Origin of the sequence: Pseudooceanicola profundi (genome assembly GCF_050897955.1) — a bacterium.
Lineage (GTDB): Bacteria > Pseudomonadota > Alphaproteobacteria > Rhodobacterales > Rhodobacteraceae > Pseudooceanicola.
This window is the reverse complement of sequence record NZ_JBPAXZ010000001.1, coordinates 207,746-221,020: the sequence shown is the minus strand read 5'-3', so window position 1 is coordinate 221,020 and position 13,275 is coordinate 207,746. Positions and strand designations below refer to the sequence as shown.

The window sequence follows — 13,275 nt, the reverse complement described above, 5'->3', positions numbered from 1 at the left end:
GTCTGAAAATACCGGCCCGACCCATGGCCGGCAGCGAGGCGAAATGGCACAGATACAGGCGGACTCCGCAGCCGAGCATTCCCCGATCCCCGTCGGCACGATTCTGAATGTCGTGGGCGGTCTGCTGTCGCTGGGGCTATTGGCGGGTGTCGGCGTCTGGGGATACCGCACCGTCACAACAGATGTCAGCGAAATCCCGGTGATCCATGCTGCCAAAGACCCGATGCGGGTCCAGCCCGAAGAACCGGGGGGGCGGCTTTCGGGCAATCTCGGCTTCGCGGTGAACCGCGTTGCTGCCGACGGGGTGGCCGAAAAACCTGCAGACAGGCTGATCCTCGCCCCGGCACCGATCGAATTGTCGAAAGAAGATATCGCGCCACTGACGCGGGCCGAACAGGAAAAAATCGCGGCTGAACATGCTGCAGCGGCCGGTCGTGCCGCGGCGGAGTTTTCGCTTGAATCCCGGACGGTCGAGGCGGTCCTGAATTCCGAGACGGGGCAGGACGGGATGGATCCGGCCCTGGCCCTGGCCGAAGAGCTGCTGAAGAACGCCAAGCCGCTGTCGGATGAGCTGGCGCCGATGCCGGATCAGAACAGCGCCATCGCCGTTGCATTGCTTCGCGCCCAGGAAGAGGTCGACGGCCGCCGCCGGGCTGCGCCTCAAAATGGGGCCGACAGCGCATCCGGGCCGGACGGTACAGCCTCTGCGGCGGAGGACGACGAGATTGTGACGATCACCCCCAAAGTGGCGCCCGGTACCTCCCTGCGCCCGCGCGCCCGGCCCGCAGCTGTCCGCGCCTTTGTCGAGGCGCGGGAGACGGTGGAAAAGGCGCTGACAACCTCTGCCCCGGCAGCCGATGTCATTGATGCCGATCCCGCCAGCATCGCCAGCGGAACCTTCCTGGCGCAGCTTGGCGCCTATGACAGCGTCGAGACGGCGCGCAAGGAATGGGACCGCACGGCCCTCCGGTTCCGCGATTTCATGACCGAGAAACAGCGGGTGATCCAGCAGGCAAGCTCTAACGGACGCGCGTTTTTCCGTCTGAGGGTCAAGGGCTTTGACGATATCTCCGATGCGCGGCATTTCTGCGCGGCGCTTGTGGCAGAAAATGCCGAATGTATCCCGCTGGAGACAAAATGAACTTTGGTGCGACGATCCTGGATGCCGAAGGGCTCCGTCTGACGCCGGACGAAAAGGCGCTGTTCCGCGACGGCAATCCTTTTGGCTTTATTCTGTTTTCGCGCAATATCGAGGACGGTAACCAGCTTCGCGCGCTCTGCGATGAGATGCGCGAGGCCGTGGGCCGCGACGCGCCCATTCTGATCGATCAGGAAGGCGGCCGGGTTCAGCGCCTGCGCCCGCCGCTGGCCCGCGACTGGGCTCCGCCGCTCGACTTCGCGCGTGCCGCCGGTGACCGTGCGACAGAGGCGATGTTCCTGCGCTACCAGATCATCGCACTGGAACTGCGCGACTACGGCATCGACGTCGATTGCGCGCCGATGGTTGACGTCCCGCGCCCGCAGACACACGAATTTCTGACCAACCGCTGCTACGGCAACACGCCCGCCGCCGCCGCCGGTCTTGGTCGCGCCGTCGCCATGGGGCTGATGGCGGGGGGCGTCCTGCCGGTGGTCAAACATATCCCCGGCCACGGCCTTGCTACAGCCGATAGCCACCATGACCTCCCGCGGGTGACAGCCCCCGTGACAGAGCTGGATCAGATCGACTTTGCCCCTTTCAAAGTCCTGAACGACCTGCCCATGGCGATGACCGCGCATGTTGTCTACGAGGCGCTGGATGACCTTCCGGCCACCCTGTCGCCGCGTATGATCCAGGTGATCCGCAATGATATCGGGTTCGACGGTCTGCTGATGACCGACGATATCTCGATGAAGGCGCTGACCGGCAGCTTTGGCGATATCTCGCGTGAAAGCCTGTCTGCGGGCTGCGATGTCATCCTGCTGTGCAACGCGACTTTGGCGGAGCGGGCGGAGACGATAGACGCCGCCGGCCTCATGTCCGACACGGCCCAGACACGGGCAGAACATGCGCTCAGCCTGCGCAATCAGGCCACTGCGGTTGACATTCGCGCCGTTGAGGAGAAGCTGGACGCTCTTCTCAACGGTGCCACGGATGTCTGACGAAACCCAGCAGGACAATGAACTCAGCGTTACGGAGCGGCTCGCCGCCGAGGCGCTGATCGTCGATGTCGACGGGTTCGAAGGCCCGCTCGACCTGCTTCTGACGCTGGCACGGACGCAGAAGGTCGACCTGCTCAAGATCTCCGTCCTGCATCTGGCCGAGCAATATCTGATCTTCGTCGAAAAGGCGCGGGAGCTGCGCATTGAACTGGCCGCCGACTACCTCGTCATGGCGGCCTGGCTGGCCTTCCTGAAATCCCGCCTCCTGCTCCCCCCCGATCCGGAGGAGGATGGCCCTTCAGGCGAGGAACTGGCGGCGCATCTGGCCTTCCAGCTCGAACGCCTCGCCGCCATGCGGGAGATGGCTGCGCGTCTGATGGCCCGTGACCAGCTGGGCCGCGATTTCTTTGCCCGTGGTGCCGCGCAGCATGTCGAACGGCTGCGCACCGTGGAATATTCAGCCAATCTGCTGGACCTGATGCAGGCCTATGCCCGCATCCGCACCCGCGACGAATTCCGCCCCTACGTCATGGACCGCGACAATGTCTTTACCATGGAGCAGGCGCTGGACCGGATGCGCCCCATGATCGGCTTTGCGGGCCAGTGGACCGATATCCTGTCCTATATGCCGCAGGGCTGGGACAATGACCCGGGCCGACGCCGCTCTGCCACCGCCGCCACCTTTGCCGCAGCGCTTGAACTGGTTAAGGAGGGCCATGCGGAGATCCGCCAGACCGGCACCTTCGAACCCATCCACCTCCGCAGCCGGACGCGCGACAATGAGTGATATGAGCAAGGCCCCCGGCGAGCCCGCGAACGAGCCGACCCGGCCCAAGAACGACACCCTCTTTGAAACGCCCCCCATGGCAGAGCAGGAGCGCATGGTGGAGGCGATCCTTTTTGCCTCGCCCGAACCTGTCACGGTGGCAGAGATGAACGCCCGCATGCCGCATGGCTGCGATGGGGCTGAGGCGGTGACCCTGCTGCGCCAGCGTTACGAGGATCGCGGTGTCCGCGTCGTGCAGGTCGGCGACGCCTGGGCCATCCGCACCGCGCCCGACCTTGGCCACCTCATGCAGAAGGAGATCGTGGAGCAAAGGAAACTCTCCCGCGCCGCGATCGAGACGCTGGCGATCATCGCCTATCACCAGCCCGTCACACGGGCGGAGATCGAGGAGATTCGCGGCGTCTCCGTCTCTCGCGGGACAATCGACCTGTTGCTGGAGATGGACTGGATCCGCTTTGGCCGCCGTCGCATGACCCCGGGCCGTCCGGTGACCTTTGTCGTGACCCCCGTCTTCCTTGATCACTTCGGGCTTGAAACCGCACGGGACCTTCCGGGGTTAAAGGAGCTGAGGGCCGCCGGTCTTCTCGACAACCGCCCGCCACCGGGTCTTGCCGGCGGGCTCGACACCTATGACGAGGTCGAAGACGGTGATGACGACACCCAGACCGAACTTTTCGAGGACTGAGTTATGAATATGGACCGACTGCTGCGCATGCTGTTCCGCCGTTTCTTCAATCAGGCGGTCAACAAGGGCATCGACACGGCCTTTGACAAGGCGGGCAAGGACAAGGGCAAGGGGCAGGGCGCCCATCCCCAATCCCGCCAGAATGCAAAACGCGCCAAACAGGCGCTGCGCGTCATGCGTCGGACGGGGCGCTTCTGATCGTCTCTTTCGGCGCGGTCAGGCTTTCGACAAAGGCCACCGTGACACAGAAGGTGGAGATCACGTTCACCAGCCCCAGCCCGCCTGCCTCATAGACCGGGCGGAAGGCCAGCGCCCCGCCCGAGACGGCGATATAGGTCACTGCCGAATTCAGCCCGAGGATCGCGCCCCGCTGCGTCACATCCAGCGCCGACAGGCGGGAGACAACGAAGTTCAGCCCCAGATGCTGCACGATCCCCCAGACAAAGGCCACGATGCAGAACAGCGCAAATTGCAGGCTTACCATGAAGAATGCGATGTAAGTTACTGCAAGACAAGCGAAACTGACCATGCCTGCATGTCGTTGTTCCAGTCGGTCAACGTATCGGTCGAAGAATGTTCCGACGCCGAAACCGACCCCGTAGAACAGCGTGATGATCCCCGCGCCATCCGTCCCCCGTTCCAGCGCGTCATGCACATGCGCCCCGATGAACCCGAAGGTGCCGTAGAAGCCCAGCATGAAAAGAAACGCGGTCAGCAACCCCCGGAAGATGCCCGGTACTTGCAATGCCGTCAGCGGTGTTGTCGCTTTCCGGGATTTGACTTCCACTGTAAGGTCGACCACGCGCATCCCGACGAAAACTACGCAAATCGCAATGAAAAGAATGGCATAGACCGCACGCCACCCGGCCCATTCCGCCAGGAACCCCGACCCGGCCACACCGCCGACCAGTGCCAGGGTCCAGCCCGACAGGACCAGCCCCATGGACTTTTTCTCCTGCCCCTTCGGCCCCAGCTGCGGCGCCAGCGCATAGATCGCCGGGATCGCCATGCCCGCGCCGATACCGCCCAACCCCTGCGCCCCGATCAGCGCCCATTTGTTCCACGCGAGGACCGAGGCGATCATCGACACCATCAGCACCAGAACCGCCTGATGCAGCGCCCTGTGGGCCCCGATCACATCGGCCCGGGGCGCCAGAAAGATCGCCGAAATGGCCGTAGTTACACCGTAAGCCGCTGCCGCCTGCATCATCTCCGCCGGGGTGCCGCCAAGGTCGAGCGACACCGCGCCGGTGATCGGCGCCAGCACCATACTATTGGCCCCAACCACGGCGATGGCGATGGTCAGGAGGGCGATCGGACGGGAGAGCATGTGAGGTATTACAATCTGTTAGGGATGAGAGTTAAAGTGACGGATGCGCCGCCTAACTGCCGCGGAAATGCTTCGCCAGTTTCAACCCCTGACCCTGGTAATTCGACGAAATCCCCGCGCCATAAAGTGTCTCGGGCACCTCAGCCATCCGCTCATAGACCAGCCGCCCCACGATCTGCCCATGTTCCAGCACAAACGGCGCCTCGTGACAGCGCACCTCCAGCACCCCGCGCGACCCGGCGCCGCCGGAGGCCGCATGCCCGAACCCCGGATCGAAGAATCCGGCGTAATGCACCCGGAATTCGCCGACCATCGCCACATAGGGCGCCATCTCCGCCGCGTGGTCGGGCGGGATCGTGACCGCCTCCCGGCTGACAAGGATGTAAAACGCGCCCGGATCAAGGATGATCCGCTCTTCCCTCGTCCGGACCCGGTCCCAGAATTCCGAAGGATCGTAATGGTTTATAAGGTCAAGATCGACCACCCCGGTATGCGGCTTCGCGCGGTATCCCACGACATTCTCGGCCCCCGGCCGCAGATCCACCGAAAACCCCAGCCCTTCGTCGATATGCGGTGCGCCATCGACCAGCGGCACCCGCGCATGCAGCGCCCGCAACGCGTCATCGTCCAGCGCGGCCTCACCGGCCCGAAACCGGATCTGGTTGAGCCGCATCCCCGGCCGCACCAGCACCGAAAAGCTACGCGGGCAAATTTCCGCATAGAGCGGCCCGGTATAGCCCGCCGGGATCCGGTCGAACTCCGTCCCGCCATCGACGATGCAGCGCGTCAGCAGGTCCAGCCGCCCGGTGGAGCTCTTGGCATTCGCCGTCGCCTGTACCCCCTCGGGCAGGGCCAGCCGCTCCATCAAGGGCACCACGTAGACACAGCCTTTCTCCAGCACCGCGCCATCGGTCAGGTCGATTTGATGCATGGTAAACTCTTGCAAACGATCAGAAACCGCCCGACCGCCGCCCGCCAGGAAAGACGCCCTTACCCTGTAAGCCACTGTCCCCAGACGCAGGTCGATGGAGGCCGGCTGGATCTGCGGCTCCGTGATCTCTGGCGTGCCGGAGATCTCTCCGCGTGCGATCATCTCGCGCAAGGTCTGGCTGGGTATGATGCCGGTCAAAGGGGCCTCCGTGGTCTTCGACCGGCACGTTAATCCGCGCGCGCGGGGAAGAAAAGAGAGGCCGCCAGATACATGCTCTGGACATGTTTTCAATGGACCGTAAGATGCATCCTGACAGCTATCAGGGAGGACCGTCTTGAGTATCAAAGGCGTGGCCAGCATCGTCGGCATCTATGAACATCCGCTGCGCAAGGCGCCGGACAAATCCACCCCGCAACTCCATGCCGAATGCGCCCGTGGTGCGCTGGCCGATGCGGGCCTGACATTCGATGATGTCGACGGCTTCTTCTGCGCCGGGGATGCTGGCTGGGCCATGTCGCTGGTCGACTATATGGGCCTGACAAACCTCACCTATTTCGACGCCACCGATATCGGCGGCTCCTCCTATATCGCCCATCTGAACGACGCCGCGACAGCCATCGCCATGGGCCGCTGCAAGATCTGCCTCGTCACCCTGGCGGGCCGCCCCAGGAACGACCCGCCTGCGCCGCGCCCCAAGGGCCCCGAAGCAGGCTGGGAAACCCCCTATGGCGGCTCCCCTCCCAATATCTACGCCCTCGCCGCGCATCGCCACATGTATGAATACGGCACCACCTCCGAACAGCTGGCCTGGATCAAGGTCGCGGCCTCCCATCATGCCCAGCACAATCCCCATGCCATGCTGCGCGACGTCGTCACGGTGGAGGAAGTGCTCGCCAGCCCCATGATCGCCGACCCGCTGCACCGGATGGACTGCTGCGTCGTCTCCGAAGGCGGCGGCGCCTTCATCGTCACCACGCCGGAGATCGCCAGAAGCCTCGGCAAGGCCGATGTCCGCCTGCAGGGCGCCGCCCAGGCGATCAAGGGCCAGAACGGCGGCAAGATCGACCTGACCTATTCCGGCGCCGCCATCACGGGGCCAAAAGCGATGGAGGAGGCAGGCGTCACACCTGCCGATTTCAAATATGCCTCCATCTACGACAGCTTCACCATCACCGTGCTGATGCAGCTGGAAGACTGCGGTTTCTGCGAAAAGGGCAAGGGCGGTGCCTTCGTTTCCGACGGCAACCTGATCTCGGGGCAGGGCAGCCTCGCCTTCAACACCGATGGCGGCGGGCTCTGCAACAACCACCCCGTCAATCGCGGCGGCCTGACCAAGGTGCTCGAAGCCGTCCGCCAGCTGCGCGGCGAAGCGCATCCCGCCGTGCAGGTCCCCGACTGCCACCTCGCCTTTGTCACCGGCATCGGGGGGACGCTCGCCGTCCGCCACGGCGCCGCCTCCGCCGTTCTGGAGCGTATCGCATGAGCCTCGACAAGATCGCCGCCCCCGACATCAATCCCGAATCGAAACCCTTCTGGGACGCCGCCGAAGAGGGCCGCTTCCTCCTCCGCCGCTGCCCCGCCTGTGGGGAGGCGCATTTCTGGCCCCGCACCATCTGCCCGCTCTGCCACAAGGCCGATACCGAATGGGAGGAAAGCCCCGGCGAAGGCACCATCTACACCTGGACCCTGATGCGCAAATCTCCCCGCGGCCCCTTTGCCCTGGCCTATCTGGAGCTTGACGAAGGCCCCCGCGTTTACGTCCAGTTTGTACCGGAGGACAACGAAAACCTCGCCATCGGCAAACGCGCCAAGATCACGTTTCAGAAGGTCCGCGACGACAGGCTGATGATGTTCGCCAAACTCATCTGACGCCGCGCCCCCCTTCATCTTTCCGAAAAATACTCCCGCGCGGCGCGCGTCGCAACACCGCCGTCGGCCCGTCACCGGGTCGGCATACCGTCGATCGACACAGATTTCAGAGAAGAAGTGGTCGGGCTAGCAGGACTCGAACCTGCGACCTTCCGTCCCCCAGACGGACGCGCTACCAGGCTGCGCTATAGCCCGACGGTCCGGCCTACATACCGCTTCCTGCGCGAGGAGCAAGAGCCAATCTGACCCTCGACAGATTTTCCGGGCATTCGGCAGGGTCAGCCGGCGTGCCGGTCAAGCCACCCCTGCAATCGCGCCGACAAGACCCGCACCTCGGCCAATTCAGCGCGCTCCAGCGGCGCGGTCCGGTCGCAGATCATCGCAAGAAGCGGTTTGTGCGGCTCCACCGGCACCGCCCTCGTGACCGAAGCCACGGGCGCCGGGCGCCGGGGCTGCTCGGGGGCGGTGGACGCATTGTCCTCACCCGGTCCGGCAGACGGCTCGGCCATCGGTGCATCGGAGGCGGAGACGGGTCCCTCTGCTGCCGCAACGGCCGCTTCTGCCGGTTTGACGTCGGATACCGCCATCAGGGGGCGCGGGACTTCGGTCACCGTGGCGGGCGCCATGTCGTCGCTGTCCTGGGGCACATCCACGGCCATCGGCGCCTCGGGGATATCCTCCTCCGACGAGGCGAAAAGATCGCCCGCGGCCGGTCTCTCGTCTCCGGTCAGCGCCTCTTGCGGCTCGGCCAGGTCGGCAGCGGGGGTATCAGCCCGCCGCTGCTCCGCGCTGACGTCCGCGAGAGGCTGTTCCGGCACGTCCTCCGCCTGGTGCGACGTCGCAGCCTCCACTGAAGGATGCGGCAGATTGGCATTGGACGGAATGGTTGGCGCAACCGCCGGCCCGGGCGCAGTGGTCGCAACGGGAGCAGGTTTAGGCTCCGGAGCCGGGACAGAGGTCAATTCAGGGGCAGGGGTCGGCGCAGGGTCCGCCTGCGGCTGCGAGGCTTTCGCCTCCATCGCATTGGCAACGGCCTGTGTGACATCGTCCAGAGGCTGGGACAGCGCGGCGACATGGCCGATGCCCTTGTCGCGCAACAGTTTCTGCACGCCCTTGATGGTCATCCCATCGTCGTGCAGCAGGCGTTTGATCCCACCCAGCAATTCCATATCGGATGGGCGGTAATACCGCCGTCCACCGGCACGTTTCACCGGTTTCACCTGGGTGAATTTACTCTCCCAGAAGCGCAGGACATGGGCTGGCGTATCCAGCCATTCTGACACTTCGGAAATGGTGCGGAACGCGTCAGCCGATTTCGCCATCAGGCAGCTCCTCAGCCTTTATTGCCCTTTGCGACGCGGTCCTTCATCAGATGCGACGGCCGGAAAGTCAGGACCCGGCGGGGGCTGATCGGCACTTCCTCGCCCGTTTTCGGATTGCGACCGACGCGCGCGGCCTTGTCGCGGACCGAAAATGTGCCGAAGGACGAAATCTTGACCTGTTCGCCGCTGACAAGCGCGTCGGACATATGCGTCAGCACGCTTTCGACAAGCTGGGCGGAATCGTTTCGCGACAATCCGACTTCCCGGAACACCGCTTCACTCAGGTCAAGCCTCGTCAAAGTCTTGTCGCTCATTCCCGTCCTCCGCTATGGCCACGGCTTTCACAGCCGCGTTATCTCCATGAAAATTCATCCTGCGGCAGGGAGGTCGCTGAGTCAATAACGAGCAATGGCGTCAATACCTTGCGCCGCGCAGCAGCAAAAACTGTGGTCGTGGTCTACCAGCGCAGAACAACCGCGCCCCATGCCAGACCGCCGCCGATCGCCTCGGCCACCAGCAGATCGCCGGTTTTTATCTTGCCATCTGCCACGCCCACCGACAGCGCCAGCGGGATCGAGGCGGCAGAGGTATTGCCGTGATCCTGAACGGTCACGATCACCTTCTCCATCGGCACGCCCATCTTCTTGGCCGTGCCCTGAATGATGCGGATATTTGCCTGATGCGGCACGATCCAGTCGACATTGTCGGAGGTCAGATGCGCCTTCGTCAGGGCCGCGTCGGCGGTCGAGCTCAGCTTTTCGACGGCCTGCCGGAACAGCGGATTGCCCTGCATACGAAGCTTGCCCGAGGTGCCGGAGGTCGACACACCGCCGTCGACATACAGCATGTCGCGATACCGCCCGTCGGAATTCAGATCGACCGAAAGAATACCCCGGTCGTCGCTATGCCCCGTGCCCGTCCGCGCCTCCAGCACCAGCGCGCCGGCCCCATCGCCAAACAGCACGCAGGTAGACCGATCGGTCCAGTCCATGATGCGGGAGAACGTTTCCGCCCCGATGACAAGCACCCGCTGCGCCTGTCCCGACAAGATCATGCCATTGGCATTGGCCAGTGCAAAAATGAACCCGGCGCAGACCGCCTGCACGTCAAACCCGAAGCCACGGGTCATGCCCAGCCCGTCCTGCACCATCGTCGCGACAGAAGGGAAGGTCAGGTCCGGCGTAGAGGTGGCGACGATGACGGCATCGATGTCATCGGGCCCGATTTCCGCCATCGCCAGCGCGTTCTTCGCCGCTTTGACAGCCATTTGACTGGTTGTTTCCCCATCCGCCGCAAAGTGCCGGCGTTCGATGCCGGACCGCGTCCGGATCCATTCGTCCGACGTATCGAGAGTCTGTTCGAATTCAGAATTTGGCACGATCCGGTCGGGCAGGTAATGCCCGATTCCGGTCGGCACGGCACGTGTCGTCATTCCGCCACCTTGGTCTCTGCCGAGGCATCCTGTGCCGGGAAAGCCGGGGATGCAACCCGCGCGGCGATCTTGTTGGTCAGGTCCTGCTGCGCCAGCTGAAACGCAAGTTTCACGGCAGCTGCCACGCCGGTGGCATCGGCAGAGCCATGCGATTTCACAACCGTTCCGTTCAAACCGAGGAAAACACCGCCATTCACCCGGCGCGGGTCAATCCGCTTTTGCAGCCGCCGCAGCGATGTCAGGGCCAGAAGGGCGGCGATCCGCGACAGCGGGGAATACTGGAAGGCTTCTTTCAGCAGGTCGCCGATCAGTTTCGCGGTGCCTTCGCCGGTCTTGATCGCAACATTGCCCGTGAACCCATCCGTGACAATCACGTCACAGGTATCCCCCGGAATGTCCCCGCCTTCGACAAAACCGACAAAATCGAAACCGGCGCCAGGGGCGGCTTTTTCGATCAGGTCATGCGCGGCTTTCAGCTCTGCCCGGCCCTTGTTTTCTTCGGTACCGACGTTCAGAAGCCCGATCCGGGGTCGATCCAGACCCATGCCATTGCGCGCGTAGGAGGCGCCCATCTGGGCAAATTGCAGCAGGTCTTCCTCATCGGCACGGACATCCGCCCCGACATCCAGCATCACATTGAACCCGGAGGCACTTCGCGACGGCCAGAGCACGGCAATGGCAGGCCGGTTCACACCGGGCAGCTTGCGCAGCCGGATCATCGACAGCGCCATCAGCGCGCCGGTATTGCCGCAGGAGACAGCCACGGTCGCCTCGCCGTCGCGCACCGATTCGAGACAGGACCACATCGAGGTGCCCTTGCCATGTCGCATGACCTGGCTGGGCTTGTCGGTCATTTCGACAACGCTCTGCGCATCCCTGATCTCGCAGCGCCCGCGCAGGTGCTTGCGACGCATGACAAGCTTTTTCAGCTGGGCCTCGGGCCCATGCAGGATAAAGCCGATATCGGGATTTTTCTTGGCAGAACGCGATATACCACCGACGACGGCGCCGGGTCCCCGGTCGCCGCCCATTGCGTCGACAGAAATGATGATCCGGCCTGCTTTATTCGGGGCCGATGGAGCCCCGGCAGTGGGTCCCGCCGGCGTCTTGATAGTCACGTCGCTCATGCGGGTATGCCCAGATCAATCGTCGTTTCAGGCCGCGTCTTCGTCCAGGTCGATCTCGTCGGCCATGGCGATCACTTCGCGATCTGCATAGGTGCCGCAGGAGGGGCACACGTGATGCGGACGCTTCAGCTCGCCGCAGGACGGGCATTCGTTGGGGTTTGCAGCCACGAGAGCGTCATGGGCGCGGCGGTTGTTGCGCCGGGACTTCGAGACTTTGTTCTGTTGGACAGCCATGTCGCAACCTTTGTTCCAGGGGGGCCGTGCGCGGGGCGCCGCATTGGGCGCCGGTCCGTATCAGGCCCGAGTTTCGTCTGATGCGAGGTCCATATTCGCACATGGACCGCTCGTTCAAGCTCAAATCGGATGAGCGCGCGAAAATACTCCACATTCGTGAAAGCGCAAGCGATTCGTTCCGGCCGGAACTCGGGGGCCGCGCGGGTGCCTCACCCCTCTGGATCGTTCTCGCCGGACAACTTGTCGCGCAGCGCCGAAAGCCCGGCGAAGGGCTTGAGATCGGCGTCGCTCAGCGGCGTGCGACCGGGTTCGGTTACGCTGATTTCACCGCTCCCGGCATCCTCTGCTCGCGGATAATCGGGCAGGGCGAGCGCCAGCGCCTCTATGATCACACTGTCCAGCTCCAGCACCGGGCGCAGCGGCTCCAGGCTGTCATCTTCCGGGATCGGCATGCCGTCGCTGTCCGGTTCCGCCGAAAGCGGCGTTGCGTCCACATCCTTTTTGTAACGACGCAGAACGTCTTCCTCAATGCGGGTGGTGACCGGGGCGAGGGTCACGACACAGGGCTGCACGACCGTTGCGCCCAGATGCGCGGTCAGCGCCCAGCCATCTGTCCCGTCGGGCCGGAACTGGCCGACGAACCGAAGCTTGCGCAGGGCCAATAATCCCAGATCCGCAGCCATGCGATCCAGATCCTCTTGCGGCAGGTGCAGCGAGAAAGAGGCGCCGCCGCTTCCGGCGAGATCCGTGATCCGGAAACGGCGAGGCGCGGCCATGTCGGAGGCCATGTCACGATCCTTTCTTGAACCGGAGGAAGAGTTTGATGTAATCGGGATAAAAGCCGTGGACCCGTGTGACAAGAGGGTCCTGAGGGAAGCATGTCTTCCTGGGGAATTTGGGGGCAGGAATGCGCACTACTATTTTGGCTGCTGCACGCACGGGCGGGGCCGTTCTACGCGGGGTGCTTGTGCTGACCGCTTTTCTTGCGCTCGCCGGTTGCTCTGAGCGGATCCGGAGCCATGGCTACGTGCCGCAGGACGATGATCTTGAGCAGATCACCGTCGGTGTCGATACCCGCGACACGGTGACCGACATTCTGGGGTCGCCGTCCACATCGGGGATGAGCGACGACAGTGGCCTCTACTATGTGCGCAGCCGTGTCCGGCATTACCTCTATCTTGAGCCCAAGGTGATCGACCGGGAGGTGGTGGCCGTCAGCTTTGACCCCGACGGCGTTGTCAGCAATGTCGAACGGTTCGGACTGGAAGACGGCCGGCCTGTTGTCCTGTCGCGACGTGTGACGACGAACGAGGCTGGCAATAACGGGCTTGTCGCGCAGCTCCTGCGCAATATTCAGAATTTCAATCCCGGCGCTTTCCTCGACTGACCGAAGCGGGCGCGCAGGCAGGGAATGCG

16 protein-coding genes and 1 tRNA gene are annotated in these 13,275 nt (G+C 63.8%); 8 read left to right on the top strand and 9 right to left on the bottom strand.

Annotation, left to right across the window (positions count from 1 at the left end):
* The first annotated feature begins 43 nt into the window (after window positions 1-43).
* The 5 genes from ACRARG_RS01095 to ACRARG_RS01075 are packed head-to-tail and all read left to right on the top strand — an operon-like array spanning window position 44 to window position 3,812.
* Window positions 44-1,141 (top strand): SPOR domain-containing protein, encoded by a 1,098-nt coding sequence (locus ACRARG_RS01095; protein WP_432688130.1) that lies wholly within the window; start codon window positions 44-46, stop codon window positions 1,139-1,141.
* On the top strand, window positions 1,138-2,142 hold the full coding sequence (gene nagZ / locus ACRARG_RS01090) for a beta-N-acetylhexosaminidase (protein WP_432688129.1): 1,005 nt from the start codon (window positions 1,138-1,140) through the stop codon (window positions 2,140-2,142). The genes ACRARG_RS01095 and nagZ overlap by 4 nt, the downstream gene beginning before the upstream one ends.
* Complete coding sequence (locus ACRARG_RS01085; protein WP_432688128.1) at window positions 2,135-2,929, top strand: segregation and condensation protein A; 795 nt, start codon at window positions 2,135-2,137, stop codon at window positions 2,927-2,929. The genes nagZ and ACRARG_RS01085 overlap by 8 nt, the downstream gene beginning before the upstream one ends.
* A 1-nt stretch (window position 2,930) precedes the next feature.
* Window positions 2,931-3,614 carry an SMC-Scp complex subunit ScpB gene (gene scpB / locus ACRARG_RS01080; protein WP_432691294.1) on the top strand — a complete coding sequence of 228 codons (684 nt, stop codon included), beginning with the start codon at window positions 2,931-2,933 and terminating at the stop codon, window positions 3,612-3,614.
* Window positions 3,615-3,617: 3 nt separating this feature from the next.
* Window positions 3,618-3,812 (top strand): hypothetical protein, encoded by a 195-nt coding sequence (locus ACRARG_RS01075; protein ID WP_432688127.1) that lies wholly within the window; start codon window positions 3,618-3,620, stop codon window positions 3,810-3,812.
* Here the strand turns inward: ACRARG_RS01075 and ACRARG_RS01070 are convergent.
* Both ACRARG_RS01070 and ACRARG_RS01065 read right to left on the bottom strand, forming a co-directional pair.
* Complete coding sequence (locus ACRARG_RS01070) at window positions 3,787-4,944, bottom strand: MFS transporter (protein ID WP_432688126.1); 1,158 nt, start codon at window positions 4,942-4,944, stop codon at window positions 3,787-3,789. The genes ACRARG_RS01075 and ACRARG_RS01070 overlap by 26 nt on opposite strands.
* Before the next feature lie 52 nt (window positions 4,945-4,996).
* Complete coding sequence (locus ACRARG_RS01065) at window positions 4,997-6,073, bottom strand: 2'-deoxycytidine 5'-triphosphate deaminase (protein ID WP_432688125.1); 1,077 nt, start codon at window positions 6,071-6,073, stop codon at window positions 4,997-4,999.
* 136 nt (window positions 6,074-6,209) lie between these two features.
* On the opposite strand from ACRARG_RS01065, the gene ACRARG_RS01060 reads away from it, so the two are divergent.
* Window positions 6,210-7,358 (top strand): thiolase family protein, encoded by a 1,149-nt coding sequence (locus ACRARG_RS01060; protein ID WP_432688124.1) that lies wholly within the window; start codon window positions 6,210-6,212, stop codon window positions 7,356-7,358.
* Window positions 7,355-7,744, top strand: a complete 390-nt coding sequence (locus ACRARG_RS01055) for a Zn-ribbon domain-containing OB-fold protein (protein WP_432688123.1) — start codon at window positions 7,355-7,357, stop codon at window positions 7,742-7,744. Before ACRARG_RS01060 ends, ACRARG_RS01055 begins: the two co-directional genes overlap by 4 nt.
* Window positions 7,745-7,862: 118 nt before the next feature.
* Here ACRARG_RS01055 and ACRARG_RS01050 read toward each other — a convergent pair.
* The 7 genes from ACRARG_RS01050 to ACRARG_RS01020 form a co-directional block, all read right to left on the bottom strand.
* A tRNA-Pro gene (locus tag ACRARG_RS01050) sits at window positions 7,863-7,939 on the bottom strand.
* 83 nt (window positions 7,940-8,022) lie between these two features.
* Window positions 8,023-9,066 carry a MerR family transcriptional regulator gene (locus ACRARG_RS01045; RefSeq protein ID WP_432688122.1) on the bottom strand — a complete coding sequence of 348 codons (1,044 nt, stop codon included), beginning with the start codon at window positions 9,064-9,066 and terminating at the stop codon, window positions 8,023-8,025.
* Between the two features lie 11 nt (window positions 9,067-9,077).
* Window positions 9,078-9,380: an integration host factor subunit alpha gene (gene ihfA, locus ACRARG_RS01040; RefSeq protein ID WP_432688121.1), complete on the bottom strand. Its 303-nt coding sequence runs from the start codon at window positions 9,378-9,380 to the stop codon at window positions 9,078-9,080.
* A gap of 143 nt (window positions 9,381-9,523) precedes the next feature.
* A complete protein-coding gene (locus ACRARG_RS01035) occupies window positions 9,524-10,498 on the bottom strand; it encodes a beta-ketoacyl-ACP synthase III (RefSeq protein ID WP_432688120.1) in 975 nt (324 codons plus the stop codon).
* The gene (gene plsX / locus ACRARG_RS01030) at window positions 10,495-11,625 is read right to left on the bottom strand and encodes a phosphate acyltransferase PlsX (protein ID WP_432688119.1); all 1,131 of its coding nucleotides are present in this window, start codon (window positions 11,623-11,625) and stop codon (window positions 10,495-10,497) included. Before plsX ends, ACRARG_RS01035 begins: the two co-directional genes overlap by 4 nt.
* 27 nt (window positions 11,626-11,652) lie before the next feature.
* Window positions 11,653-11,859 (bottom strand): 50S ribosomal protein L32, encoded by a 207-nt coding sequence (gene rpmF / locus ACRARG_RS01025; RefSeq protein ID WP_432688118.1) that lies wholly within the window; start codon window positions 11,857-11,859, stop codon window positions 11,653-11,655.
* Between the two features lie 209 nt (window positions 11,860-12,068).
* Window positions 12,069-12,647 carry a YceD family protein gene (locus ACRARG_RS01020; protein WP_432688117.1) on the bottom strand — a complete coding sequence of 193 codons (579 nt, stop codon included), beginning with the start codon at window positions 12,645-12,647 and terminating at the stop codon, window positions 12,069-12,071.
* 119 nt (window positions 12,648-12,766) lie between these two features.
* Between ACRARG_RS01020 and ACRARG_RS01015 the strand changes: the two genes are divergently transcribed.
* Entirely contained in the window at window positions 12,767-13,246 is a 480-nt protein-coding gene (locus ACRARG_RS01015; RefSeq protein ID WP_432688116.1) for an outer membrane protein assembly factor BamE, read from the top strand.
* Window positions 13,247-13,275: the final 29 nt, after the last annotated feature.